This is a genomic window from Verrucomicrobiia bacterium (assembly GCA_019634635.1).
Taxonomy (GTDB): domain Bacteria; phylum Verrucomicrobiota; class Verrucomicrobiia; order Limisphaerales; family UBA9464; genus UBA9464.
Genome location: JAHCBB010000009.1, coordinates 32,086 through 56,581 on the forward strand (window position 1 = coordinate 32,086; position 24,496 = coordinate 56,581).

22 protein-coding genes are annotated in these 24,496 nt (G+C 66.9%); 20 read left to right on the plus strand and 2 right to left on the minus strand.

Annotation, left to right across the window (positions count from 1 at the left end; translation table 11 throughout):
• Window positions 1-4 precede the first annotated feature (4 nt).
• From trpE to hypE, 19 genes are all read left to right on the plus strand, one after another.
• Entirely contained in the window at window positions 5-1,546 is a 1,542-nt protein-coding gene (gene trpE / locus KF791_08085; protein ID MBX3732538.1) for an anthranilate synthase component I, read from the plus strand.
• Window positions 1,547-1,594: 48 nt separating this feature from the next.
• Window positions 1,595-2,650: a phosphoribosylformylglycinamidine cyclo-ligase gene (gene purM / locus KF791_08090; protein ID MBX3732539.1), complete on the plus strand. Its 1,056-nt coding sequence runs from the start codon at window positions 1,595-1,597 to the stop codon at window positions 2,648-2,650.
• A 309-nt stretch (window positions 2,651-2,959) separates the two neighbouring features.
• Window positions 2,960-4,609: a sensor histidine kinase gene (locus KF791_08095; protein ID MBX3732540.1), complete on the plus strand. Its 1,650-nt coding sequence runs from the start codon at window positions 2,960-2,962 to the stop codon at window positions 4,607-4,609.
• On the plus strand, window positions 4,609-5,340 hold the full coding sequence (locus KF791_08100; GenBank protein ID MBX3732541.1) for a response regulator transcription factor: 732 nt from the start codon (window positions 4,609-4,611) through the stop codon (window positions 5,338-5,340). Before KF791_08095 ends, KF791_08100 begins: the two co-directional genes overlap by 1 nt.
• A gap of 79 nt (window positions 5,341-5,419) precedes the next feature.
• A complete protein-coding gene (locus KF791_08105) occupies window positions 5,420-7,783 on the plus strand; it encodes a PQQ-binding-like beta-propeller repeat protein (protein MBX3732542.1) in 2,364 nt (787 codons plus the stop codon).
• Between the two features lie 38 nt (window positions 7,784-7,821).
• The gene (locus tag KF791_08110) at window positions 7,822-9,480 is read left to right on the plus strand and encodes a PQQ-binding-like beta-propeller repeat protein (GenBank protein MBX3732543.1); all 1,659 of its coding nucleotides are present in this window, start codon (window positions 7,822-7,824) and stop codon (window positions 9,478-9,480) included.
• Between the two features lie 66 nt (window positions 9,481-9,546).
• Window positions 9,547-10,629, plus strand: coding sequence for a hypothetical protein (locus KF791_08115; protein ID MBX3732544.1), 1,083 nt, complete (start codon window positions 9,547-9,549; stop codon window positions 10,627-10,629).
• Window positions 10,630-10,862: 233 nt separating this feature from the next.
• Complete coding sequence (hoxE, locus tag KF791_08120) at window positions 10,863-11,399, plus strand: bidirectional hydrogenase complex protein HoxE (GenBank protein ID MBX3732545.1); 537 nt, start codon at window positions 10,863-10,865, stop codon at window positions 11,397-11,399.
• Window positions 11,386-13,029: an NADH-quinone oxidoreductase subunit NuoF gene (gene nuoF, locus KF791_08125; protein ID MBX3732546.1), complete on the plus strand. Its 1,644-nt coding sequence runs from the start codon at window positions 11,386-11,388 to the stop codon at window positions 13,027-13,029. Before hoxE ends, nuoF begins: the two co-directional genes overlap by 14 nt.
• Before the next feature lie 11 nt (window positions 13,030-13,040).
• Window positions 13,041-13,757: a bidirectional hydrogenase complex protein HoxU gene (gene hoxU, locus KF791_08130; GenBank protein ID MBX3732547.1), complete on the plus strand. Its 717-nt coding sequence runs from the start codon at window positions 13,041-13,043 to the stop codon at window positions 13,755-13,757.
• Window positions 13,745-14,284 (plus strand): oxidoreductase, encoded by a 540-nt coding sequence (locus KF791_08135; protein MBX3732548.1) that lies wholly within the window; start codon window positions 13,745-13,747, stop codon window positions 14,282-14,284. Before hoxU ends, KF791_08135 begins: the two co-directional genes overlap by 13 nt.
• Window positions 14,285-14,303: 19 nt before the next feature.
• The gene (locus tag KF791_08140; protein ID MBX3732549.1) at window positions 14,304-15,728 is read left to right on the plus strand and encodes a Ni/Fe hydrogenase subunit alpha; all 1,425 of its coding nucleotides are present in this window, start codon (window positions 14,304-14,306) and stop codon (window positions 15,726-15,728) included.
• On the plus strand, window positions 15,725-16,225 hold the full coding sequence (locus KF791_08145; protein ID MBX3732550.1) for a hydrogenase maturation protease: 501 nt from the start codon (window positions 15,725-15,727) through the stop codon (window positions 16,223-16,225). Before KF791_08140 ends, KF791_08145 begins: the two co-directional genes overlap by 4 nt.
• Before the next feature lie 4 nt (window positions 16,226-16,229).
• Complete coding sequence (locus tag KF791_08150; protein ID MBX3732551.1) at window positions 16,230-16,571, plus strand: hydrogenase maturation nickel metallochaperone HypA; 342 nt, start codon at window positions 16,230-16,232, stop codon at window positions 16,569-16,571.
• Between the two features lie 9 nt (window positions 16,572-16,580).
• Window positions 16,581-17,429: a hydrogenase nickel incorporation protein HypB gene (gene hypB / locus KF791_08155; protein MBX3732552.1), complete on the plus strand. Its 849-nt coding sequence runs from the start codon at window positions 16,581-16,583 to the stop codon at window positions 17,427-17,429.
• Window positions 17,426-19,825: a carbamoyltransferase HypF gene (hypF, locus tag KF791_08160; protein ID MBX3732553.1), complete on the plus strand. Its 2,400-nt coding sequence runs from the start codon at window positions 17,426-17,428 to the stop codon at window positions 19,823-19,825. The genes hypB and hypF overlap by 4 nt, the downstream gene beginning before the upstream one ends.
• Window positions 19,795-20,052: a HypC/HybG/HupF family hydrogenase formation chaperone gene (locus tag KF791_08165; protein MBX3732554.1), complete on the plus strand. Its 258-nt coding sequence runs from the start codon at window positions 19,795-19,797 to the stop codon at window positions 20,050-20,052. The genes hypF and KF791_08165 overlap by 31 nt, the downstream gene beginning before the upstream one ends.
• On the plus strand, window positions 20,049-21,140 hold the full coding sequence (hypD, locus tag KF791_08170) for a hydrogenase formation protein HypD (GenBank protein MBX3732555.1): 1,092 nt from the start codon (window positions 20,049-20,051) through the stop codon (window positions 21,138-21,140). Before KF791_08165 ends, hypD begins: the two co-directional genes overlap by 4 nt.
• Window positions 21,137-22,192 (plus strand): hydrogenase expression/formation protein HypE, encoded by a 1,056-nt coding sequence (gene hypE, locus KF791_08175; protein ID MBX3732556.1) that lies wholly within the window; start codon window positions 21,137-21,139, stop codon window positions 22,190-22,192. The genes hypD and hypE overlap by 4 nt, the downstream gene beginning before the upstream one ends.
• Before the next feature lie 15 nt (window positions 22,193-22,207).
• On the opposite strand, the gene KF791_08180 is transcribed toward hypE, so the two are convergent.
• Together KF791_08180 and KF791_08185 are read right to left on the minus strand one after the other, a co-directional pair.
• Window positions 22,208-22,480 carry a hypothetical protein gene (locus tag KF791_08180; GenBank protein MBX3732557.1) on the minus strand — a complete coding sequence of 91 codons (273 nt, stop codon included), beginning with the start codon at window positions 22,478-22,480 and terminating at the stop codon, window positions 22,208-22,210.
• 46 nt (window positions 22,481-22,526) lie between these two features.
• Window positions 22,527-23,273, minus strand: coding sequence for a type II secretion system protein (locus tag KF791_08185; GenBank protein ID MBX3732558.1), 747 nt, complete (start codon window positions 23,271-23,273; stop codon window positions 22,527-22,529).
• A 160-nt stretch (window positions 23,274-23,433) separates the two neighbouring features.
• Here KF791_08185 and KF791_08190 point away from each other — a divergent pair, with 160 nt between their 5' ends.
• Entirely contained in the window at window positions 23,434-24,462 is a 1,029-nt protein-coding gene (locus KF791_08190; protein ID MBX3732559.1) for an efflux RND transporter periplasmic adaptor subunit, read from the plus strand.
• Window positions 24,463-24,496: the final 34 nt, after the last annotated feature.

Sequence of the window (24,496 nt, forward strand, 5' to 3'; positions counted from 1 at the left end):
GAGTATGGATTCACCAACCCTGCCGGAGTTCTTACGCCTCGCGGAACAGGGCAACCTCATTCCTGTGACGCGGCGGCTGCTTGCCGATTTCGAAACGCCGCTGTCGGCGTACTGGAAGCTTCGCGGTCAGGGGGAGTCCTTCTTGTTCGAGTCGGTCGAGGGCGGTGAACACCTTGGACGCTACTCGTTCGTCGGCTGCAACCCGCGGGCCATCATCCGCCAATCCGGCGGCCAGGTCGAAATCCGGGAAAACGGCCGCCCCGCAGAGCGTATGGAAGTTTCCCTTCGGCCTTCGGGGACCCAGGTGCGCGACGGTCTGGAGGTGGTCCAGCGGGTGCTCGGCCGCTACCGACCGGTGCCGCGCGGCGGCCTGCCCCGGTTCACGGGTGGCGCCGTGGGTTTCCTCGGTTACGAGTTCATCCACGATGTGGAGCCCATTGTGCCCCGACCGACCCGGGACGAACTGGGAACACCGACGCTCTACTTCCTGATCGCCGACGAGCTGTTGATCTTTGACCGGGTGGCCCAGACCCTGACGGTTCTGGTCAATGCGGTGATCGAACCCGGACAACAGCCGGAAGAGGCCTACGAGGAGGCGGTTGAGGAGATCGGGCGCATCGTTGAACTCCTGGATCAACCCGTGTCGCATCATCCGGTGGAGCTGCCGGACGAGGTGCCGGCGGCCCCCTTTGTCTCGAACACGTCCCGGGAGACGTTCCATGCGAACGTGCGCCGCGCGCAGGAATACATCGTGGCCGGCGACATCATCCAGGTGGTCGGCTCCCAGCGCTTCACCGCGCCGTTCGATGCCTCGCCCTTTGACCTCTACCGCGCGGCGCGCACCATCAATCCGTCGCCATACATGTTCCTGCTGGAACTCGACGGCTTTTCCCTGGTGGGTGCGTCACCCGAGCTGCACGTCCGGTGCGTGGACCGCCACGTGGAGATCCGGCCCATCGCCGGAACCCGCCCACGGGGTCGGACCCCTGAAGAGGACACCGCGAACGCCGCGGAGCTGCTGGCGGATCCCAAGGAGTGCGCCGAGCACGTGATGCTGGTGGACCTCGCACGCAACGACATTGGCCGCGTCTGCGAGTACGGCAGTGTCCGGGTTCGGGACCTCATGGTCATCGAGCGGTACAGCCACGTGATGCACATCGTCTCCCAAGTGGAGGGCACGTTGAGCGCCGACCGCAACGCATTCGACCTGATGCGAACGACGTTCCCCGCGGGCACGCTGAGCGGCGCGCCCAAGATCCGCGCGATGCAGTTGATCTCCGAAATGGAGGGGACCACCCGCGGGCCCTACGGGGGCTGCGTGGGCTATTTCGGATTCAACGGCAATTCTGACCACTGCATCACGATCCGCACCGCCCTGGTGAAGGACGGCATGGCGCACGTCCAGGCGGGTGGCGGCTGGGTGACGGACTCCACTCCGGAGGGCGAATTCCAGGAGACCATCAACAAGTCCAAGGCCATGCTGAAGGCGGTGGCCATGGCGGGCGCCTTTGCCGGTCGCAATGGTCCCGGGCGTCCGCCCCGATAATTCCGGTGCCCCCTCGGGGGCAGCCCCGGTAGCCTTTTCCCCCGAAACATGAAGCAAAAAGCCTACGCAGCCGCAGGCGTGGACATTGACCTCGGCAACCGGGTGAAGCGCACGCTCCCCGAGCTGCTGGCCTCAACGCACCGGCGGGGAGTTCTGGGAACGGTCGGCGGTTTTGGTGGGCTGTTCGCGCTTGATGTCCGCAAGTACCGGGAGCCGGTCCTGGTGTCATCCGTGGACGGTGTCGGGACCAAGCTGAAGCTCGCTTTCGCGCTCGACCGTCACGACACGATCGGCGAGGACCTCGTCAACCACTGCGTCAACGACATTGCCGTCCTGGGTGCTGAGCCGCTTTTTTTCCTGGACTACCTGGGCACCGGGCTCCTGAAGCCCCGGGTGTTCCAGCAGATCCTTCGCGGCTTTGTCCGCGGCTGCACCGCCAACGGCTGTGCGCTGATCGGCGGCGAGACGGCTCAGATGCCCGGGTTCTATCAGCCCGGAGAGTACGACTTGAGCGGCACCATCGTCGGGGTGGTCGAGAAATCCCGTCTCGTGAACGGGCCACGGAACGTGCGCCGTGGGGATCTCGTGCTCGGCATCGCGTCCAGCGGACTGCACACCAACGGGTACTCCCTCGCCCGAAAAATCCTCTTCGAGCAACTTGGGCTGAACCCCGCGAGCCGGGTGCCAGGAGTTCGCGGATCCCTCGGCGCGGAACTCCTGCGGGTCCACGTCACTTATGGGCCGCTGGTCCAATCCCTCCTGCGCCGGTTCAACCGCGCCGGTGCGTCCCCGGGAATCCGGGCCCTGGCTCATATCACCGGAGGCGGGTTTGTGGACAACATTCCACGCACGCTGCCGGGACATTGCGATGTGGAGATCCTCAAGGATTCCTGGGAACGATCGGCCCTCTTCCGATTTCTGGAGGCCCGCAGCGGCGTTCCCCAGGCGGAGCTGTATCAGGTGTTCAACATGGGCATCGGCATGACGGTCACCGTCGCGCCCGACGCCGCCGACGCCGTCCTCGGCGCGATTCGACGGGCCGGCCATGCTGCTTGGCCGATCGGACGGGTGATCCCCGGGTCCGGTCGCTGCCAGCTCCGTTGATCCATTGATGCCGCCGGGGATCCAACGCCAAGGAGCACGCTGGGAAAGGCTTAGACCCGGCGAGCAAGCTCGCCGGGTCCGGGCTCAGGGTGTTGACTCGTTTCCGCTTGGCTGTCTGGGAGTATCCACCCCGTTCGCGGTTGGTTCTGAGTTCTGGGTTTGAAGCGTCGCGACCCTCACGCAAGGTTCTTGTTCGGTGGCGAGTTGCCTAGTGTCGTTGCCTCGGATTTATGTCACTAGCCTGGTAGTGACAAATGTCACTATCGACAGGGCTTGCCCGATTCCCTCACGGTTGCCGACAAGCACCTGATGAACCTTCCTCCTGCGGCCTCCGACCGGGTGGGGCGACTCGGCGCGGCGGGATGGCCCGGCCCCGTGCTGGTGGCCCTGGGTGGACTGGTGGCGACCGGGCTGTTGGTGCACACGCTGGTCCGATTGGATCGAGAGCAGGCCGCTCGCACGTTGCAGCAGGTGGTCCACGGGTGTTGCAAGCAGGTGGAGGCGCGCCTGGATGCTCTGGTCGCCCGATTGTCCTTGGCCGAGTACCTGCTGGTGCACCGCGGCCCCCCCGACGAACGGGCGTGGCAGGCCTGGTTTGACGCCCGTGTCCGCGATGCGTTTCCCGAGGTCCTCGCGCTGGCCTACTGCCCGCAGTCCATGCTTCCCGAGGCGGCCGATCTGGATGACCGCCGGCCGATCCCCCTCGTCTCGTACGCGACCCGTGATCCAGTGGCAGATGACCCGGGTGGGATGGCCCGGACGATTGAGATCCACAAGGGTGATCCGGGCGATCTGATCGCAACGCTTGAGGAGGCGCGGTCACTGGGATCCCCGCGACTCAGCGCGTTTCTGGACGCCGGATTGAAGCCGGGGATGCTCTGGATGCTGCTTCCCGTGCCGGCGGACGGAACCCACCTGCCGGATTCCGGAAATCTGGCCGGCATGCTGATGGCCATGCTGGATCCACGGGTGCTGGAGGGCGGCATGTCGCCGGCAGTGCAGCGGCGCTGGCGCGTTCAGCGCTCCGACAACACATGGCAGGGACCTCCGGATTCCTGGAGACAGGCGCAGGTGCCGGGCCGGGTGGCCATCACCGAAACGACGCGAAGTTGGTGGCTCGGCAGGCAATTCGAGTACGCCTTTTGGCTGCCTGCGGCGTCTTTCCGGGATCGGGTCCAGTCCCGTGCGGGCGCAGCCGCCTTGTTCGGGGTCGCCGGGACCGGATTCCTCACCGGCCTGGTGTGGATTCAGAGCCGGACCCGCCGGGACCAGGTGTCCACGGCCCTGCAGCTCCGCGCGGCGAATGAACGGCTGGCGACGGTGACCCGCGAGCGGGAACGCCTCAGCCGGGACCTTCATGACGGGACAATCCAGAGCATTTACGCAATGGGCTTCGACCTGCAGCGCGTTCGGGCCATCCTCGAAGACGACCCGTCGGAAGCCCGGGACGAAATCACGCGGATCCTGTCCGGCCTGAACGAGGTGGTGACGGAGCTCCGCGAGTTCATTCTGCAGGCGGAACCGGCAGGAGCGGAGCCACAGCGCGTGGACGCCGTGCTGCGATCCCTGGTGGGGCGAATCCGACGCAACACCAAAGCAGAAGTCAGCCTCGATCTGGCCCCCGAGGCCGCCACCCTTGTGCCCCCGCAACAGGCCCTCGACCTCCTCCAGATCGTTCGCGAGGCGGTGACGAACAGCATTCGTCACGCCTTCCCACGCCAGATCGGCATTGCACTGACACGCGATGGCCGGGACTGGAGGTTGACGATCGCGGACGACGGCGCCGGTTTTGATTCGCAACGAATTCCTGGGCGTCCGGGACACGGCCTGCATAACCTTCAGGAGCGCGCCAACGAACTGGGCGGCGACTGTGTGATTGTCTCCGTTCCCGGCACCGGCACCGCCGTTCGGGTCATTTTTCCGGTGCTCGGGGACCCCGATGCCCCCGGGGAGGTCTGATGCCTGCTTCCAATCGAATCCTGTCCGCCCCGCGTCCGGCCCGCCCGGACGGCATCCGGGTCCTGCTTGTGGATGACCATGAGATTGTCCGCATCGGCCTGCGCACCGTCCTGAGCCGGGATCCACGCTTTCAGGTCGTCGGGGAAGCCGAGACCGCATCCGGCGCCCTCGATCAAGCCCTCCGGCTGAAGCCCGACGTCGTCCTGTTGGACCTGCGGCTGCCCGATCGGTCCGGCGTGGATGTCTGCCGGGAACTCAAACAGCGGGGATCGCGGCCCAGTGTGCTGTGCCTCACCTCCTATGCGGACGAGCGCACGATTCTGGCCGCCATGGACGCCGGAGCGGACGGCTATCTGCTCAAGGAAGTGGACGGACTCAACATCGGCGATGCCATCGAGACGATCGCCCGCGGCGGCTCGGTGATGGATCCGCGAGTCACCCGCCGCTTCCTGAGCGCCGTCCGGGATCCAGGCGGGGGCACCATCCAGCTTCGACGCCAGCTGGAACGGATCTCCCCCCAGGAGCGGCGGGTGATGGACCTGGTGGCGAATGGCAAGACGAACAAGGAAATCGCCGAGGCGCTCAGGCTGCGCGCTGGAACGGTCCGCAATTACTTGGCGACCATCTTCCAGAAGCTGGGAGTCGCGCGCCGGGCCGAGGCCGTCGCCCTGTGGATCCGTGCCAACGAGGGATCCGATCACCGGGACGATGACCCCCGAAATCCCATTTAGTACGCACCCGTACCATTTCAGTTGCCAGCGGGAGTGGATGCTTCCATTGTGCTCCGGTAGCTTGGAATCTTGCCGGCTTATGAAGCGTCTTGCTGTCGTCCTATTGATTCTTTCGGCGGGACTCCGTCCCGCGGGTGCCGCCGTGAGCGGATGGCTGAGCTGGCGCGGACCTCTGGCGACCTCGGTCTCCCTCGAGACCAATCTGCCGGTGAAGCTCGACGGACTAAGGCCGCTTTGGACCGCTGACTTCCCAGGGCAAAGCACACCGGTGATTGCCGGGGACCGGCTCTACATCAACGGGTATCTCGGCGACGATGCGTCCCTGCAAGAGACCCTCCGCTGCTACGATGCCGGCACCGGGCGCCTGCTGTGGGAGCACCGGGAGAGCGACTTTCTGTCGGACACGATCTACCTGCGCTATTCGACCTCGTCTCCGACGATTGATCCCGAAACCGGCAATGTGTACGTGCAGTTTACGCAGGGAATTTTCGCCGCCTTCACTGCGGAGGGGGAATTGCTGTGGAAGCACTCGATGATGGAGGAGTTCGGCCGCCTGACGTTCCCGAACTCGCGCACCGGATCTCCAGTGGTGGATCGCGAGCTGGTCATCACCCGCGGCATCATGAGCGCCTGGGGGGCCCACGGGGCCGCCGGGGACCGGTTTTACGCGTTCGACACAAAGACCGGCGAGCTGGTGTGGAGCTCGGCTCCGGGGGGGCGTCCGCAGGACAACACCTTCTCCCATCCCATCCTGGATTTCTGGAACGGTCGGCGGGTGCTGTACAGCGCGGGCGGGGACAGCACGATCCTTGCGCTGAACGCCCGAACCGGCGAGCCGATCTGGCGGTTTCCCTTCGCCAAAGCCGGGGCCAAGGGGGGAATCAATGCCTCGCTGATCCGCTTTGGCGACACCCTCATTGCGGTGCATGAGTCGGAGAACCTCGACTCCTCGGAGATCGGGCGGATGGCGGCGTTTCGCATCCCGGCACCCTCGGAAGTCCGCCCCACAAACGCCCTTTCGCCGGTCGAGTTCAGTGCGGAGCAACTTGAGGTGTGGCGCAACCACATCGGATCCCTCGCCAGCTCGCCGGTGCTCGTCGGTGACACCGTGTACGAAGTCACCGGGACGGGCGATCTCGCGGCAATCAATGCCCGTACAGGCGACGTCCTGTGGAAAAAGAAGCTGGCCATTGAGCAGCGTCAGAGCACGCCCCTGTACGCCAACGGTCACCTCTACGTTGCGATGTACATCGCCTCCGAGGGTGCGGAGACGGCAGGCGAGGAGTCCGGAGCCCATGGGGACCTGTGGGTGCTGAAGCCGGGTGCCGACGGCGCCGAGGTGGTGAGTCGCGTGGCGCTCGAAGGCCGGTGCTACGGTTCGCCGGTCGGTTTCAACGGGCGCCTGTACCTGCAGACGGATCGCAAACTCTACGCATGGGGACCCGCCACGCCTTCAGCCGGTCTTTCGGGCCCTCCGGAACCCGCGCCATGGCCGGCTCCCGGTCCCGCCGCGCAGCTTCAGATCATTCCCTACGAAGTGCTCCTGCGTCCGGGTCAGACGCAGTCGTTCCGGATCCGGGTGCTGGACGCCAACGGGTTCACCGTCCGGGAGTCTGTGGATCCCTCCGCGGCCCGATGGGAGCCCTACATTCCCCCGACGGCCCTAGTCCGCGCGACGTTGAATGCCACGGTCAACAGCTCGGGTCAGCTGGTGGCGGACACCTCCCCGGTGGGCAGCGCCGGTCAGTTCAAGGCGACCTGGGCATCACCGGATGGCCGCGAGGTTTCAGGTTTCATGAAGGGCCGTATCCTTCCCTATCCACCGGTGACTTTCGACTTCGAGGAATTCGAGCTGTCCAACACGACCACCAACACGATTGAGCCACCGACGTCGTTTGCCTACCCCCCCCTCCCGTGGAATTCGGCCCGGTTCCGGTTCGAGGTTCGCAACCAAACCGACGCTGCGGGGGCCGCCAGCAAGGCGTTGGTGAAAACCATCGAGAACAAACTGTTTCAACGAGGCCAGATCTTCTTTGGGTTCCCGACCGCCTCCAACTACACCATTGAGGCCGACATCCTGAGCGAGGGCAACCGTCGCAAAATGTCGGAAGGCGGGCTCATCAACCAGCGCTACGCGGTGATCCTGAAGGGCAACTCCCAGGAACTGGAGGTCAATTCCAATCAGGAGCGTCTGAAGGTCGCCACGCCTTTCCGGTGGTCCCCGAACACCTGGTACCGGCTCAAGGTCCGTGTGGACGAGAATCCCGACGGCAGCGGCGTCGTGCGCGGCAAGGCCTGGAAGCGCGGCGACCCCGAGCCCGGGGCCTGGACCGCCGAGGTGGCCGTGCCTCGGGTTCACCGCAACGGATCCCCGGGCCTTTTTGGCTTCGCTCCCCAGGAAATGCGGGTGGCCTTCGACAACATCTCCGTGACTCCCAATTGAACCGCATCGGGCCCTGAGACACATCCCCACGAGTTCCCATGATGAAGATCCTCCCCCTCCTGACCCTCCCGCTGCTGGCCTCCGGATTCGCCTCCCGCGCCGACGACTGGCCCCAGTGGGGCGGCAACGATCCGGGCCGCAACATGTATTCGCCGGCCCGGGGTCTGCCCGACCGGTTCGATCCGGGCCGCATGAAGCCGGGCACTGAGGAGATCGCCATGGACACCACGAAGAACGTTCGGTGGGTCGCCAAGCTGGGCTCCCAAAGCTATGCCAATCCGGTGGTGTCCGGCGGCAGGGTCTTCGTAGGCACCAACAATGAGTCCCCCCGGGACCGCCGGCACCTCGGGGATCGCAGCGTGCTGTACGCGTTCGATGAGAATTCGGGCGACTTCCTCTGGCAGCTGGTGGTGCCGAAACTCAAGTCGGGGAAGGTCAATGACTGGGAAAATCTCGGACTGCTCTCCGCGCCGCTCGTGGTGGGCAACCGGCTCTGGGTCGTCACCAGCCGCTGCGAGGTGCTCTGCCTCGACACAGAGGGCATGGCCAACGGGAATGACGGCCCGTACAAGGACGAGGCCCTGTACGTCACCCTCGACACCGGCAAACCGCCCGTCGAACCCGGGCCGAAGGACGCCGACATCATCTGGCGGTATGACATGATGGAAGAACTCGGCGCCTTTCCCCACAATGCGTCGAACTGCTCGGTGATCCTCGTGGATGGCAAGCTCTTCGTCTGCACCTCCAACGGACAGGATTGGACGCATGTGAACATCCCATCGCCCAACTCGCCCAGCTTCATTGCGCTCGACCCGGAGACCGGGGAACTGCTGGGGGAGGACAACGCCGGGATCGGACACCGGATCTATCACGGTCAGTGGTCGTCTCCCTCGGCGGGGAGGGTGGACGGGCGCTGGCAGGTGTACTTCGGGGGAGGGGACGGTGTCCTCTATGCATTTGGCACGACCCCGGAGAAGGGAAGCGGCCAGCCGATGGTCAAGGTGTTCCCAAACCAGCCGGACCAGATCGAGGATTCCGAGGTGGACTACATCAAGAAGATCTGGTGGGTGGACTGCGTGCCTCCCGAATACAAGACCCGCAATGGACGGCCGATCAAATACCCGGCGGCGGACGGCCCCAGCGAGATCAATTCCACGCCGGTGTTTTATGACGGACGCGTCTATGTGGCCATTGGCCAGGACCCGGAGCACGGCGAGGGCGTGGGACGTCTGGTTTGCGTGGATCCCTCCGGCAAAACCGGCGACATCACCGAAGGCGGCATCGTCTGGGACTACAAGGGCATCAAGCGCTCCATTTCCACGGTCAGCGTTGATCCCGGAAACGGTCTGTTGTTCATCGGCGATTTCTCGGGGTACGTCCATTGCCTGGATGTCAGGACCGGGAAGCTCCACTGGATCTACGACATGAAGGCGCACATGTGGGGTTCGACATTTGTGGCCGACGGCAAGGTGTATGTCGGGGATGAGGACGGGGATTTTGTGGTTCTGGCCTCGAAGGCCGGCGACAAGGCGACGCTGATCAGCGAGACCAACCTCGGCGCACCGATCTACGGCACGCCCATTGTGGCCAACAACACCCTTTACATCATGAGCCAGACCCACCTTTACGCCGTCGGCGCCGACGCAAGGCCGGTCGGCACCGACGCCCCCAAGGAGAACGAGGTGGGGACCAAGTAGACCGCCTGCATCCCCTGGATTTCCCGCGGGAGTCGCCCCCGGGAACGCTTTCAATTCCTATCCCCCATGCCCATACCCACCGTGCCCGAGGCCGAAGTCGCCACCGCCCGGGAAGCCCTCAACCGCCATCTGATCGAAATCGTCTCCTGGCATTTCAGTCCGGCGACCGGGTGCCCCTTCTGGCTCGACTGGGCGGCCCGGCACTTCGACCCGCGACAGGAAATCCGGAGCGTCGAGGACCTGCAGAAATTCCCGCACTTCCAGGACGAATTTCTCCGGGACCTCCAGCCGGAAGTCTGGGTGCCGGCGGCGTACCAGGGGCAGCCGTACAACATTTTCGAGACGGGTGGCACGACCGGCATGCCCAAGCAGCGCATCGGCTGGAACGATTACAAGGTGGACTACTCGGAGTTCAGTGACAAAATTGCCGATGCTCATTTTCCACGCGGCGGTGCATGGCTGATGATGGGGCCCACCGGGCCCCGCCGCCTGCGTCTGGCGATCGAGCATCTGGCCAATGTCCGGGGCAGTTCCTGCTACTTCATTGATCTGGATCCGCGCTTCGTGAAGAAACTCCTGGCGAACCGTCAGTTCGACGTGGCGAAGCAGTACATGGCGCATGTGGTGGACCAGGCGGTGACCATCCTCAAGCACCGCAAGGTCACGGGCCTCTTCACCACGCCCAAGCTCCTTGAGGCGCTGGCGGAGAAGGTCAACCTGTGGGATGCGGGGATCCGCGGCGTGTTCTGCGGCGGCACGTCCATGAAGCCCCAGGAGGTGCGCTTTCTCGTGGAGGAACTGCTCGAGGGGCGGATCGGCTTCTACCCGACCTATGGGAACACCCTCATGGGACTCGCGGCCAGTGTGCCGTTGCTGCCCGAGGACCAGTTCAGCGTCACCTACTATGCCCCTCAACCACGGGCCGTGCTGCGTGTGGTCCGACCCGATGCCACGAACGAACTCGTGAACTATGGCGAGTTCGGGCGGGTCGAGCTCACCACCCTGACCCGTGAATTCTTCATGCCGCGTTTCCTCGAACGCGACGAGGCGATCCGACGGCCGCCGCGACCCCCGTACGCCTGGGACGGCGTCGGTGACGTCCGGCCCTTCGGCGCGATGGAAAAGACCATCGTCGAGGGTGTGTACTGACACTGCCGCCAGTCCGGTGACCGCAGTTCCCGGTCGTCGCGGTCAAAGAATTCTCGCCCGGGCGGACAATTTCGGTCCAGTCTTCGACAAGCCATGGATGGACCCGGACGGCGTCCGCGCCGGATGGTGTCCCGTCGTCCGGCTGCAGATTTCCCCGAGGTCTCCGGGGCATCGAATCGCAGCGGGACGGCAGGGCACCGGGTTTGACAACGGGCCCGTGAATACCGGAAGCGATGATCACAACGACCCATCCGCCCCGGGGCCGCCGCCTGCAGGCGGCCCTTGAGCACGCCAGCGGGGACAAGCGGTTCCGGATCCTGGACACGCACCTCAAGCGCCATCAACACCGTCCGGATGCCCTGATCGAGATCCTTCATCGGGCCCAGGAGTTGTTCGGATACCTTGAGGAGGATCTGCTGCTGTATGTGGCACACGCGCTGAAGCTGCCGCCCGGACGGGTGTATGGGGTCGCCACCTTCTACCACTTCTTTACCCTCAAGCCCCAGGGAGAACACACCTGCGTCGTCTGCCTCGGCACGGCCTGCTACGTCAAGGGTGCGAGGGAAATCCTGAGGGCGGTCGAGGCGGCGGCCGGTGTCCCGTCGGGACAGACGACGCCCGACAAGCGGGTTTCCCTGCTCTCCGCCCGCTGCATCGGTGCGTGCGGAGTGGCGCCCGCGGTGGTTTATGACGGAACGGTGTCCGTCCGACAGACTCCGGAGCTGGCTGCGGATCGGATCCGGCAATGGAGGTCCCATGGATCTGGCTGAACTTGAAGCGATCGCCGGGCGCGAACAGACGTCACGAAAGCGGTGGACCCTCCGTTGCTGCGCCGCCGCCGGTTGCCTGTCGCTTGATGCGGACGCCACCCGGGTGGCGCTGACGGAGGCCGTGCGAACTGCGGGGCTTGAGGATCAGGTGGAGGTCCGGCCGGTCGGCTGCCTGCGCCTCTGCTGCCAGGGGCCTCTGGTCCGGGCGGATCCCGACAACACACTGTTTGAGAAGGTTGAACCCGACCAGGCGGCGGCGGTCCTGGCGGTGGTTACGGACGGTCCCGGAAAGGACCCCGGCGTCCGGATCGGCGATCCCGGTCACCCGTTCTTCACCCGCCAGGTATCGGTCGTCCTTTCGGACAGCGGACAGGTGGATCCCGGACGAATCGAGTCCGCGATCGCCGCGGGCGCCTATCTGGGGCTGCACACCGCACTGCTGGAGCGCACGCCGTCCGAGGTGGTGGAAACCATCCAGCGGAGCGGTCTTCGCGGTCGCGGCGGCGCCGGGTACCCGACGGGTCTCAAATGGTCCACCGTGGCCCGGTCACCCGGCCCGCGGAAGTTTGTGATTTGCAATGCAGACGAAGGGGATCCGGGGGCCTTCATGGATCGCAGCGTGCTGGAGAGCGACCCGCACCGGATTCTGGAGGGAATGGCCATCGCCGCATACGCGGTGGGCGCGGACCAGGGATACATCTACGTACGTGCCGAGTATCCCATCGCCATCCGCCGCCTCCAGGAAGCCATCCGCCAGGCGCGTCAGCGGGGCCTCGTCGGCAGCGGCATCTTCGAGTCACCGTTTCATTTCAACGTCGAGCTGCGCATCGGCGCCGGCGCGTTCGTCTGCGGCGAGGAGACCGCGCTGATGGCGTCGGTCGAGGGGCGCCGGGGCACGCCGAGGCCCCGGCCCCCCTTTCCCGCCGAGAGTGGCCTATGGGAATGCCCCACGCTGATCAACAACGTCGAGACCTTCGCCAATGTGCCTCCGATCCTCCGCCACGGTGCGGACTGGTTCGCCGGAATCGGCACCGACCGCAGCAAGGGAACCAAGGTGTTCGCGCTGGCCGGGCGCATCACCAACACCGGCCTGATCGAGGTGCCGATGGGCACGTCGCTCCGCGAAATCGTCCAGTCCATGGGCGGCGGCGCCCCGGGTGGCGCGACCATCAAGGCGGTCCAGACCGGAGGTCCTTCCGGAGGCTGCATTCCCGCCGGCCTCCTCGACACGCCGGTGGATTACGAATCCCTGGCGGCGCTGGGTTCCATCATGGGATCGGGCGGAATGATCGTGATGGACGCCTCCACCGACATGGTGGACGTGGCCCGGTACTTCATGGATTTCTGCCGCGACGAATCCTGTGGCAAATGCATCCCGTGCCGTGCTGGTACCGTGCAAATGCACCGGCTGCTGACCCGAATTCTGGAAAGCAGGGCCACGGCGGGGGATCTCACCCAGCTCGAGGCGCTCTGCGATCTGGTCCGGCACACCAGCCTTTGCGGACTGGGTCAGACGGCTCCCAACCCGGTCCTGAGCACCCTCCGTCATTTCCGCCGGGAGTACGAGGAACGTCTCCGCCCGGATCCGGACACCGCCAATCCCCGCCACCCGGCCCCGGGGGCACCGTAATCCTCCCTGCCATGGCCGCCCGCACCCTGACCATTGACGGCACGCCCACCAGCGCCGCCGAGGGATCCAGCCTGCTCCATGCGGCGCGCGACGCGGGCATCACGATCCCCACCCTCTGTCATCTCGACGGCGTGGACGACGTCGGGGCCTGCCGACTGTGTCTCGTGGAGATCGAGGGGGAGTCCAGGCTCCTGCCGGCCTGCGCCACGCAGGTGGCGGAGGGGATGCGGGTGCGCACCGCAACCGCACGCCTTCGGGAGTACCGCCGGATGCTTCTTGAACTGCTCTTTGCCGAGCGCAACCACGTCTGCGCCGTCTGCGTCGCCAACGGGCACTGCGAGCTCCAAACCCTGGCGTGGCAGCACGGGATGGATCATGTCCGCTTCGAGTACCAGTTCCCCCGGTGGGAGGTGGACCTCACCCATCCACGATTCGGCATGGACCACAACCGCTGCATTCTGTGCACCCGGTGCGTGCGCACCTGCTGGGAGCTGGAGGGGGCGGGCACCAAAAACGTGTCGGGACGCGGTGCCGCCTCGCAGATCATCACCGACCTCAATCAGCCCTGGGGTGAATCCGACACCTGCACCGGCTGCGGCAAATGTGTCCAGGCCTGCCCGACCGGCGCGCTGTTTGAGCGGGGCGTCACCACCGGTGAAATGGAGCGGGACCGCGTCCGACTCGAATCCCTGGCGCAGACACGGAAAGGGGGACCATGGAGCGCCTGAAACTGGCCACCGTGTGGTTTGGCGGCTGCTCGGGCTGCCACATGTCGTTTCTCGATCTGGACGAATTCCTCATCACCCTGGCCGGACGCGTGGCGTTCGTGTACGGGCCGCTGGTGGATTCGAAGGAGTACCCGGAGTCCGTGGACGTCGTGCTGGTCGAGGGGGCGATCTGCAACGAGGAGCATGTGACGCTCGCCCGCCAGATCCGCCGCAAGACCCGCCTCGTGGTCTCCCTCGGCGATTGCGCGGTCACCACCAACGTCACCGGCATGCGCAATCCGCTGGGGGGGCCGGAAGTGATCCTGAGCCGCGCCTTTGTGGAGCTGGCGGATGTCCATGCCGGACTCCCGGACGCCCCCGGCCTGCTGCCAACGTTGCTGGACCGGGCGGTGCCGGTGCACGAGGTGATCCGGGTGGATCACTTCCTCCCGGGCTGTCCGCCACCGGCCCCGCACATCCGGGCCCTGCTGGAGCACCTCCTGGACGGGGGACCCCCGCTGGCGGAGCCGCAGTTGAAGTTCGGCTGATCCGCCGGCAAACCCGACCATGGCCCAGCGCATCGTCATTGACCCGGTCACCCGCATTGAGGGGCATGCGAAGATCAGCATCTACCTCGACGACGAGGGCCGGGTGCACGATGCGCAATTTCACGTCGTGGAGTTCCGGGGATTCGAGCGGTTCTGCGAGGGCCGCACGCTCGGAGAAATGCCGTCCCTGACCGCACGCACCTGCGGCATCTGCCCGGTAAGCCATCTGCTCGCATCGGCCCGGGCGGGTGACCAGATCCTTGCGGTCGAGGTGCCGCCCCCCGCCGTGAAGCTCCGGCGCCTGATGAACCTCGGCCAGATCGTCCAGTCGCACGCGCTCAGCTTCTTCCACCTGAGTGCTCCCGATTTTCTGCTGGGTTGGGAAACCCCGCCAGCGCGCCGGAACGTGTTCGGGTTGCTCGGGGAGCATGAGGATCTCGTCCGCGCCGGCATCCGGCTGAGGCAGTTCGGACAGGAAATCATCGAGCATCTGGGGGGGCGGAAGATCCATCCCGCCTGGGCCGTTCCGGGGGGCGTGCGCTCCGGCCTGGGCCTCGAGGGGCGCGATGCCATCCGCCGCCGGCTACCCGAGGCCTTTGAAACCACCGCGCGAGTCACCGCGTTGTTCAAGGGGCTGTTTGATGGATTGCGGGAGGAAATCGGGGCGTTTGGCAACTTTCCCTCGCTCTTCCTCGGCCTGGCGGGACCGGGTGGCGAATGGGAGCACCACGAGGGAACCCTGCGCTTCTCCGACAGCTCGGGGAACCTCGTTGCCGACGGCATTCCCCCGGCGGACTACCGGCAGTTCATCGGCGAGGCGGTGCAGTCCTCGTCGTACCTCAAGTCGCCGTACTACCGGCCGCTGGGATTCCCCGACGGCATGTACCGCGTGGGGCCGCTGGCCCGCCTCAACATCTGCACCACGATGGGATCGCCGCGGGCCCAGGCGGAATGGCTCGAATTCCGCCAGCTCGGGCAGGGCGCGGTGACGTCGTGCTTCCATTACCATTTTGCGCGGCTCATCGAGATCCTGGCCTGCCTCGAACGGATCGAGATGCTCCTGGAGGATCCGGCATTGCAGTCGGAGGACCTGCGTGCCGACGCCGGCATCAACCGCCTGCACGGCGTCGGTGTCAGCGAGGCGCCGCGCGGAACCCTGTTTCACGACTACGAGGTGGACCGGAACGGGCTGGTCCGGAAGGTCAACCTCATCATCGCCACCGGACAGAACAACCTGGCAATGAACCGGACGGTCGCGCAAATCGCCCGTCATTACGTCCGGGGACAGAAAATCCCCGAAGAGACGCTGAACCGCATTGAGCACGGCATCCGGTGTTTCGACCCGTGCCTCAGCTGTTCCACACACGCCGCGGGCAGGATGCCGCTGCACGTGGTGCTGATCGGAGCCGACGGGAGCGTCCTCGACGACATCCGGCGGCCGTGAACTCCTGGCTGCTGGTGATTGGTTACGGCAACACCCTGCGGGGCGATGACGCCGCCGGCCCGATCGCGGCCGGGGCTGTGGCGTCTCTGGGATTGCCCGGAACGCGGGTCGAGACGCGTCACCAGTTGGTCCCGGAACTGAGCGCCGACATTGCCACCGCGGGCATCGTGATTTTCATGGATGCCGGGACGCTCACCGACCGGGACCCGCCCCGGGTGACGCAGTTGCGATCCCTGCGCGTGACCGGGCGGCCCATGCGACAGCCGTTGTTCGGGCACCATCTGGACCCGTCCGCGGTCCTTGCGGTTGCGGCGCGGGTTTACGGGCGGCGACCCGCCGCGTGGCTGCTCACCATCACCGCCGAGGCTTTCGAAGCGGGTTCGGCACCTTCGCCGCGCTGCACGCAGGGGATCGCCGAGGCGACCCGGATCGTCGTGTCCATTGCCCGGTGCCGCCGCCTGGCGATGCGATTCCTCCCGGACGCCGGGGTTTCCTGAGGTCATGCACGAAGCGGGCATCATGGCGGAGGCTCTGGAGATGGCGACGGCCGAGGCGGTGCGGGCCGGCGGGTCGCGAATCCACCGGTTGCGCCTCCGCGTCGGTGCGTTGAGCGGAGTGGTGCCGGAGGCCCTGGAGTTTGCCTTTGCCGCCCTCGCGCCGGGATCCGCGGCAGACCAAGCCCGCCTGGAGATCGAACCGGTCCCGGCTGTGGGCTGGTGTGCGCCGTGCCGGACCGCGTTTCCAGCGGGCGATGGTGGGGAACGCTGCCCCGGTTGTCGCCGTCCACCGACAACGCTCTGCCAGGGGCTTGAGCTTGAGCTGGCTTCGGTGGAAATATCGTGAGGCTCCGATATGTGCGAGGAATGTGGATGCGGACTGGAAAATGCGGCGAGTCGCGAGGCGACGTTGCCTTCCGATCATGCCCACCCCCGTTCCCACTCCCACCCTCATCCCCCGGCAGGACCCTCCGGCAGCGCGGAATCCGGGCACGGCGGTCCCGGAGAGGATTCCCCGGAAGGTGCCAGGATCCTCTCGGTGCAACGCCATCTCTTGGAACGAAATGAGCGCATGGCCGAGCGAAACCGGGGTTTCTTCGCTGCAAAGCAGCTCTTGGTGGTGAACGTCCTGTCGGCTCCCGGCTCCGGAAAGACGCTGCTGCTCGAGGAGACCGCTCACCGACTTTCCGGACGTCTCCGCACCGGCGTCGTGGTTGGCGATCTGGCCACCGACCGGGACGCGGCGCGCCTGCGGGCGGCCGGCGTGCCGGTGGTCCAGATCACGACCGGCACCTTGTGCCATCTGGAGGCCGACATGGTGGCCCGCGCCGTCGCCGCGCTCGACCTCGATGCGCTCGACCTGCTTCTGATTGAGAACGTCGGCAACCTCGTCTGCCCGGCCTCCTACGACCTGGGCGAGGATTTGCGGGCGGTGCTGCTGTCGGTCACCGAGGGCGAGGACAAGCCGCTCAAGTACCCCCCGTTGTTTCACTCGGCCGACGTCGCCCTGGTGACCAAGTGCGACCTGGCCAACGCCACCGGATTCGATCGCGAAACGGCGCTCGCGAATCTCCGGCAGATCAGCCACCACGCTCGGATCTTCGAGGTCTCCGCACGGACCGGCGAGGGTCTCGCTGACTGGTGCGACCATCTCGAGGCACGCCGGAGACACAAGGCGTCGCCCCTGCGGCCCCAAGCCGGATGAATTCCGTCCCGCCGTCGCCGCACGCGGAACGGATGGAATTCGAGATCCGTGGGATGGTTCAGGGGGTCGGGTTCCGCCCGTTCGTTCACCAGTTGGGCGTCGGGATGGGCCTTTCGGGATGGGTGAGGAACACGCCCCGGGGGGTCCGGATCGTCGTTGAAGGTGGGACCGAACCGCTCGGCACCTTCCAGTCGCGGCTGCGTCCGGAAGCACCCCCGGGGAGTTGGATCGAGGACATCGAGGTGCGCCGGACCGCCGCATCCGGCCTGCGCGGATTCGAGATCCTGGAGAGCGAAGTCTCCGGGTCGCCCGACACTTCGGTTCCAGTGGACCTTGCCGTCTGTGCCGACTGCGTAAGGGAAGTACTCGATCCCGCAAACCGCCGGTACCGTCATCCGTTCACCAACTGCACCCGGTGCGGCCCGCGCTTCACCATCATCGAGCGCATGCCCTACGACCGGGAGCGCACGTCCATGAAGTGCTTCGCGATGTGTGCGCCGTGCCGTTCGGAGTTCTTCGATCCCGCAGACCGCCGGTTCCACGCCCAACCCAACGCATGCCCGGATTGCGGGCCCCGGCTGGCGCTCTGGTCGCCGGAAGGAGCGGTGCTGTCCACCGGCGATGACGCGTTGCGGGAGGCGGCGGCAGCCTTGCGTCGTGGACGGATCGTTGCGGTGAAGGGACTTGGCGGATTCCAGTTATTGGTCACCGCCGACCAACCGGAGGCCGTTGCGCGGCTCCGCGAACGCAAGCAGCGGGAGGAGAAGCCGTTCGCCGTCATGCTCGCGGATCTCAAGGCCGTACGCAGTTGGTGCCGGATCCGGCCGCTGGAGGCGCGCCTGTTGTCCGGCCCGGAGGCGCCCATCGTCCTGCTCCGGAGACACGCGGACACTCCGGGGCTCGAAGGGGTCGCACCGGGGAACCCGCTCCTTGGAGTGCTGCTGCCCTGCACCGCGCTGCATCACCTGCTGCTCCGGGAGGTCGGGGGGCCGGTGGTGGCCACCAGCGGCAACCGCCATGACGAACCCATCTGCGGCGACGAACACCAAGCCCTCGACCGGCTCGCCGGCATGGCGGACCAGTTCCTGGTGCATGACCGTCCGATGATTCGGGCGCTCGATGATTCGGTGGTCACCGTCGTCGCGGGACGCGCCCTCGTCCTGCGCCGGGCCCGCGGTTTCGTGCCGCGACCGATCCCACTTCCACCACCGGACGCTCCGGAGGGCCGCCGCACCGCCGCGACGCTCCTCGCAGTCGGGGGCCACCTGAAAAACACCGTGGCTCTCGCGGTCAACGGCCGGGCGTTCCTGAGTCAGCACATTGGAGACCTCGAGACTGCCGCGTCGCTGGAGGCGCATCACCAGATGATCGAGGACCTGCAGCAACTGCAGGGCGCGACGGCATCCGTTGCGGTCACCGATGCCCATCCGGAATATGCGTCCACACGCGCCGCCAGAGCATCCGGAGGTCCGACGATCGCCGTCCAACATCACCACGCCCACCTGCTGTCCTGCCTGGCCGACAACCGCATGGGGCCGCCCGCCTTTGGCGTGATCTGGGACGGTTCGGGCGACGGACGCGACGGCACGCTGTGGGGCGGCGAGTTCCTGATCGTCCGGGAGGTCGGTCTGGGATTCGAGAGGATCGGCACGCTGCGGCCCTTTCGGCTGCCCGGAGGCGAGGCCGCCATCCGTGAGCCGCGCCGCGCCGCCCTTGGCCTCCTTCATGCGTTGCTCGGGGATCGCCTGTGGACCCTGGGGGACCTGCCGGCACTGGAAGCCTTCACGCGTCCGGAACAAGCCACGCTCCGCCAGATGCTCAATCGCGGCGTCCAGTCCCCATGGACCTCCAGCGTCGGTCGCCTGCTCGATGCCGTGGCCTCCCTGACCGGGCTCCGGCAACGCTCGCGCTTCGAGGGGCAGGCCGCCATGGAACTCGAATTCGCCGCCGAGTCGGCCCCGCGCAATGCCGGTCGCAGCCCGGGGCTGGCCTGGGTTCCGAACCCGGCCGCCCCAGGCGAGGCGGCCGGGAATCGGGCCCGACTTGTCCTCGACTGGGGTCCGTTTGTCTTGGAACTGATCGAAGCCCACCGAGGCGGTGTCCCAGCCCGGATCCAGTCACGCCGGCTGCACGAGGCACTTGCCGACGCCGCGGTGGCGGCTGCGGTCCGGGTTGGACTTGAACGGGTGGTCCTCAGCGGCGGATGCTTCCAGAACCGGCTCCTGACCCGCCTGGCCGTCCGCCGGCTCCGTCATGCGGGCCTTCGTCCGGTCTGGCACCGTCAGGTGCCGCCCAATGACGGGGGCCTGGCGCTCGGTCAGTTGATGGCCGCGTCGGGAACCACTGCCAACGACAGCAACGAACCATGTGCCTCGCTCTTCCAGGACAGATCGTAAGCGTGTCGGGGACCGACCCGCTTTGGCGCGAGGCGCGCGTGGATTTCTGCGGCGTGATCAAGGTGGTCAGCCTGGCCTGCGTGCCCGGGGCCGCCGTCGGGGATTACGTGCTCGTCCATGCCGGCATGGCCATCAGCATCGTGGACGAGGAGGAGGCCCGGGCGGTGCTTGAGCACTTCCAGGAGATGGAGGAGGCCGTCGTTGGCGAGGACGGTGGCGGACCATGAAACATCTGGACGAGTTCCGCGATGCCGAACTGGTGCGGCGCGTGACGGCGGCCCTTCGGCGGACCGTCACCCGCCCGTGGACCCTGATGGAGGTGTGCGGTGGGCAGACTCATGCCATCCTCCGATTCGGATTGGACCGGCTCCTTCCCGACACCCTCACCCTGCTCCACGGACCGGGCTGCCCCGTCTGCGTCACGCCCGCCGAGGCCATGGACCACGCCCTCGCAATCGCCAGCGTGCCCGGGGTCCTCTTCTGCTCCTTCGGCGACATGCTCCGCGTCCCCGGCTCCCGGATGAATCTGCTCGCGGCAAGAGCCGCCGGAGCAGACGTCCGGGTGGTGTACTCACCGCTGGACGCCGTCCGTCTGGCGGCCGCGAATCCCGGCCGCGAGGTGGTGTTCTTCGCTGTCGGTTTCGAAACCACCGCACCGGCCACCGCGCTGGCGGTGCGCCAGGCCGCCGCGCTGGATCTGCGGAACTTCTCCCTCCTGCTTGCCCATGTCCTCGTGCCCCCGGCGTTGGAGAGCCTGCTCGCCGCACCCGACTGCCGGATCCAGGCGTTTCTCGCTGCGGGGCACGTATGCGCGGTCATGGGACACCGCGCCTACGAACCCATCGCAGCCACGCACCGGGTTCCCATCGTGGTGACCGGGTTCGAGCCGCTCGACATCCTTGACGGCGTTCTCCGGTGCGTCCGACAACTGGAGGCCGGGCGCGCCGAGGTCGAGAACGCCTACCGGCGCGTCGTCCGGCCGGATGGCAATCCTTCCGCCGTGGATCTGATCAAAGAGGTCTTCATTCCCGTCCCACGCTCGTGGCGCGGAATCGGCGTGCTCCCGCACAGCGGCCTCGGCCTCCGGGAGGCGTACGCCCGGTTCGATGCCACCCACCGATTCGAAATCCCCGCGGGCACAGACCCGGAGACAGGCGACTGCCGCAGTGGCGACGTGTTGCTCGGACGGATTCGCCCCACGGAATGCCCCCATTTTGGAACCCGTTGCACTCCCGATCGTCCCCTCGGCGCCACAATGGTGTCCACAGAGGGCGCCTGCGCGGCGTATTTTCGCTACCGGGAGGGCGTGGCATGAACCCGACTGAGGCGGCCGGCCTGTCCTGTCCGCCGCCCATGCCGGACCCACCCCGGATCCTGCTGGGCCACGGGGGGGGAGGGCGCCTGACCCGCGAGCTGGTCGCGCGTCTGATGCTCCCCGCCTTTGCGAACCCGGCCCTCGATCAGCGGCACGATGCCGCGGTGGTCGACGCCGGCGGACCCCGTCTGGCATTCACCACCGACGCCCATGTGGTGCATCCGCTGTTTTTTCCCGGCGGTGATCTGGGGAGTCTTGCCGTGATCGGCACCCTGAATGATCTCGCCATGAGTGGCGCGCATCCGGCAGCGCTCAGCGTCGCGTTCATCCTTGAGGAGGGGCTCGCCCTGGAGACGCTCCAGCGCCTGGTGAGGTCCATGCGAGATGCCGCGGCCGCGGCCGGGGTCCCGGTCGTCACGGGAGACACCAAAGTGGTCGAAAGGGGACGAGGACACGGTGTCTTCGTGACGACCGCGGGGATTGGATGGATCCGGCACGGACTGGCCATCGGCCCCTCCGCGGTGCGCCCGGGGGACGTCGTGATCCTCAGCGGTGACCTTGGCCGCCATGGGGTGGCCATCCTCGCCACCCGCGAGGGGCTGCAATTCGAGAGCACCATTGAGAGCGATTGTGCGTCCCTGGTCGGACCCGCACTGGCGCTCGTGGATGCCGGCATCTCCGTGCACTGCCTGCGGGACCTGACCCGGGGCGGCGCGGCGGCGGCCCTTCACGAAATCGCCACCGACGCCGGGGTCACCCTCTCGCTGGAGGAGTCCAGCATCCCGGTGCGCGGGGATGTTCGCGCCGCCTGCGAGTTACTGGGCCTGGATCCTCTCCAGGTCGCCTGCGAGGGGCGGTTCGCAGCCGTGGTGCCGGCATCCCAAGGTGACGCGGCCCTCGACGTTCTGCGCCGCCATCCAGTGTCGGCCGGATCGGTGAAGGTCGGCACCGTTTCGGCGCCCGGACGGGTGCCGGTGTTGCTGCGAAGTCCGCTGGGTCCCTCCCGGGTCCTTGATCCGGGATCCGGCGAGCAACTGCCGCGCATCTGCTGAACTGCGGAGAGGACGTCAGCGCCTGGACGATTTCAAACCCGCCCCGGACGGCCGTCTTGGGCGAATCTGGGTCACTTTGTAGGGCTGTCCCTTCGCGTCGTAGGTGACCCACTCGCCCACCGATTCACCGCCGTCGAAATGGCCCGATCGAAGCTTCACACCATTGCGTCGGAACCATTCCCAATACCCGTGCGGCCTGCCGTCCCGCATGAGGCCGCGCGCCCAGAGGCTGCCATCCTTGTGGCGTTCCTCGTGTACAGTCGTGGGGGCGGCAGCGGTTCGAGGCATGGTTTCGCCGGTGATGGGTGCGGAATGGGTGGCGGTGCACGGAAGGTCACCACCATGTGAAGGCCGGATCCGGTCGCGGGCCGGTGTAGTTCCACTGGTAGGCCTCGCGGGGGAACATGAAGAACTCGGTGTGCCCGTCGCCGAACAGCACGTTGAATTTGTATTGGCCGCGGTAATTGTGCCACTGGCTCCAAGGGTCGTTTTTGTTGCGGTCCGCCCACCAAGGCCAGTCTCCCTGGATGAGCTTGTTGGCAGCGCTGATGGCGATTTCGCTGGTCTTGATCGGGGTGCCCTGCGGCGAGCCCCGGGGCGCCCGGGAGTCGCCGGTGACGTGCTTGACCCGCAGCGTCTCGACCGCCCAGACGGTCAGGTAGCTGTTGCCCCATGCGTCATAGCAGGTCTTCACGCGGGCCCCGCGCATGTCGTTCTGCCAAAGGGAATCCCCCTTGTCGGCCGGACACTTCCACGCCTCGAATGCGGGGACGTACTTGTTCATCGGCCGGTTGGTCACCGACACCCGCCCCCCGTGCAGGGTCATCACCCCCGTCTTGCCACCCATGGTCCCCCAATCTTCGTACACCGGGAAGGAATCGCGGTTGTCGTCGGCGTACATGTGCAGCCCGATGCCGATCTGGCGATGGTTGCTGTTGCACCGGATCGTCAGCGCCTTGGCCTTTGCCCTCGCGAGAGCCGGCAGGAGCATGCCCGCGAGGATGGCGATGATGGCGATCACCACCAGCAACTCGATCAGTGTGAACGCGCCGCGAAGGCGTCGGGGCGAGGGGGATCCCATGGGAGAGGTATCCCCCAAGCGCATGCCGGCGACAAGCGCAGAACGCTGGCCGTGCAGTAGCTCCCGGCTGCAGTCGCGCCCCCCCCCGAATCGAGGAAAGGCCTCCCAATAGTTCTCCCGGCCTGACAGGTTGTCTGCGCTTCAACCTCCCGGACGTGACATGCTGCGCCCCCTGATTGCTCCCGGCTTGATCGTGCTGCTCGGCGCCGCCGGCTGCCACCGCGCAACGCCGCCCGAGGCCGCGAATTCCGCGGTGTCGGCGCCCGCCATCCCCGTCACCGTCGCTTCCGTCACCGCCGGGGTGGATCCGGTGCGCGAGGAGGTGGTGGGCACCGTACGTTCCCGCCTTCGAGCGCTCGTGGAGGCCAAGGTGGCCGGACGCATCGAGGTCGTCCATGCCGTCCCCGGGCAGCCGGTGCGGGCCGGGGACACCCTCGCAACGCTGGATGCCCGCGAATGGAGTGCCCGACGGGACCAGGCTCAGGCGGCCCGGGAACAGGCGGATCGCGACCTGGAGCGCGTGGAGCGCCTGGTGCGCGACGGCGCGGCGACGCCGTCGGAACGCGATACCGCCCGCTCACGGCAACGCATCGCCGCCGCCGCGGAGTTGGAGGCGGAGACGATGCTGGGCTACTCCCGGGTGGTCGCCCCGTTTGACGGGGTCGTGACCCGAAAGCTCACCGAGGTGGGCGACCTGGCCATCCCCGGACGCCCCCTGTTCGAAGTGGAGGATCCGGCGAGCCTCCGCTTTGAGGCCGATGTCCCGGAAGCGTTGCTGGACCACATCGCCATGGGTGCCCGGCTGCCCGTACGCATCGGGGATTCGCCGGAGTCGCTCGAGGGGGTGGTCAGTGAGATGGCGCCGGTCGCCGATCCGACAACTCGCACGTACGCGATCCGCCTTGATCTCCCCCGGGGAACGGGCCTTCGCGCGGGCCGGTTCGGGCGCCTCCTGGTCCCGACGGGCGCTGCTTCGGGAGCCCACGTCCCTCACGAGGCCGTCGTGCGGCGGGGCCAGATGGAATATGTCTACGTGGTGGACGCCGGACACGCCCGGCTGCGGTTGGTCCGCACGGGCCGCGAGGGCGCAACGATGGTGGAGTTGGCCGCAGGGGCCGACCTCGGTGAAGTGGTGGTGCTGAACCCGCCCGCGCAGCTTCGGGATGGCCAGGAGGTCCGCACGCCATGAAGCACCGCGAGGAATGGCGACCTTTCCCTCCGGG

What these genes read in the sequence shown, in the direction of transcription:
- purM (MBX3732539.1), top strand. Translation starts at nt 1,595, where the DNA reads ATGAAGCAAAAAGCCTACGCAGCCGCAGGCGTGGACATTGACCTCGGC.
- KF791_08115 (MBX3732544.1), top strand. Translation starts at nt 9,547, where the DNA reads ATGCCCATACCCACCGTGCCCGAGGCCGAAGTCGCCACCGCCCGGGAA.
- KF791_08100 (MBX3732541.1), top strand. Translation starts at nt 4,609, where the DNA reads ATGCCTGCTTCCAATCGAATCCTGTCCGCCCCGCGTCCGGCCCGCCCG.
- KF791_08165 (MBX3732554.1), top strand. Translation starts at nt 19,795, where the DNA reads ATGTGCCTCGCTCTTCCAGGACAGATCGTAAGCGTGTCGGGGACCGAC.
- KF791_08190 (MBX3732559.1), top strand. Translation starts at nt 23,434, where the DNA reads ATGCTGCGCCCCCTGATTGCTCCCGGCTTGATCGTGCTGCTCGGCGCC.
- KF791_08140 (MBX3732549.1), top strand. Translation starts at nt 14,304, where the DNA reads ATGGCCCAGCGCATCGTCATTGACCCGGTCACCCGCATTGAGGGGCAT.
- hoxE (MBX3732545.1), top strand. Translation starts at nt 10,863, where the DNA reads ATGATCACAACGACCCATCCGCCCCGGGGCCGCCGCCTGCAGGCGGCC.
- hypE (MBX3732556.1), top strand. Translation starts at nt 21,137, where the DNA reads ATGAACCCGACTGAGGCGGCCGGCCTGTCCTGTCCGCCGCCCATGCCG.
- KF791_08135 (MBX3732548.1), top strand. Translation starts at nt 13,745, where the DNA reads ATGGAGCGCCTGAAACTGGCCACCGTGTGGTTTGGCGGCTGCTCGGGC.
- hoxU (MBX3732547.1), top strand. Translation starts at nt 13,041, where the DNA reads ATGGCCGCCCGCACCCTGACCATTGACGGCACGCCCACCAGCGCCGCC.
- KF791_08185 (MBX3732558.1), bottom strand. Translation starts at nt 23,273, where the DNA reads ATGGGATCCCCCTCGCCCCGACGCCTTCGCGGCGCGTTCACACTGATC.
- trpE (MBX3732538.1), top strand. Translation starts at nt 5, where the DNA reads ATGGATTCACCAACCCTGCCGGAGTTCTTACGCCTCGCGGAACAGGGC.
- hypB (MBX3732552.1), top strand. Translation starts at nt 16,581, where the DNA reads ATGTGCGAGGAATGTGGATGCGGACTGGAAAATGCGGCGAGTCGCGAG.
- KF791_08180 (MBX3732557.1), bottom strand. Translation starts at nt 22,480, where the DNA reads ATGCCTCGAACCGCTGCCGCCCCCACGACTGTACACGAGGAACGCCAC.
- hypF (MBX3732553.1), top strand. Translation starts at nt 17,426, where the DNA reads ATGAATTCCGTCCCGCCGTCGCCGCACGCGGAACGGATGGAATTCGAG.
- nuoF (MBX3732546.1), top strand. Translation starts at nt 11,386, where the DNA reads ATGGATCTGGCTGAACTTGAAGCGATCGCCGGGCGCGAACAGACGTCA.
- KF791_08095 (MBX3732540.1), top strand. Translation starts at nt 2,960, where the DNA reads ATGAACCTTCCTCCTGCGGCCTCCGACCGGGTGGGGCGACTCGGCGCG.
- hypD (MBX3732555.1), top strand. Translation starts at nt 20,049, where the DNA reads ATGAAACATCTGGACGAGTTCCGCGATGCCGAACTGGTGCGGCGCGTG.
- KF791_08150 (MBX3732551.1), top strand. Translation starts at nt 16,230, where the DNA reads ATGCACGAAGCGGGCATCATGGCGGAGGCTCTGGAGATGGCGACGGCC.
- KF791_08105 (MBX3732542.1), top strand. Translation starts at nt 5,420, where the DNA reads ATGAAGCGTCTTGCTGTCGTCCTATTGATTCTTTCGGCGGGACTCCGT.
- KF791_08110 (MBX3732543.1), top strand. Translation starts at nt 7,822, where the DNA reads ATGATGAAGATCCTCCCCCTCCTGACCCTCCCGCTGCTGGCCTCCGGA.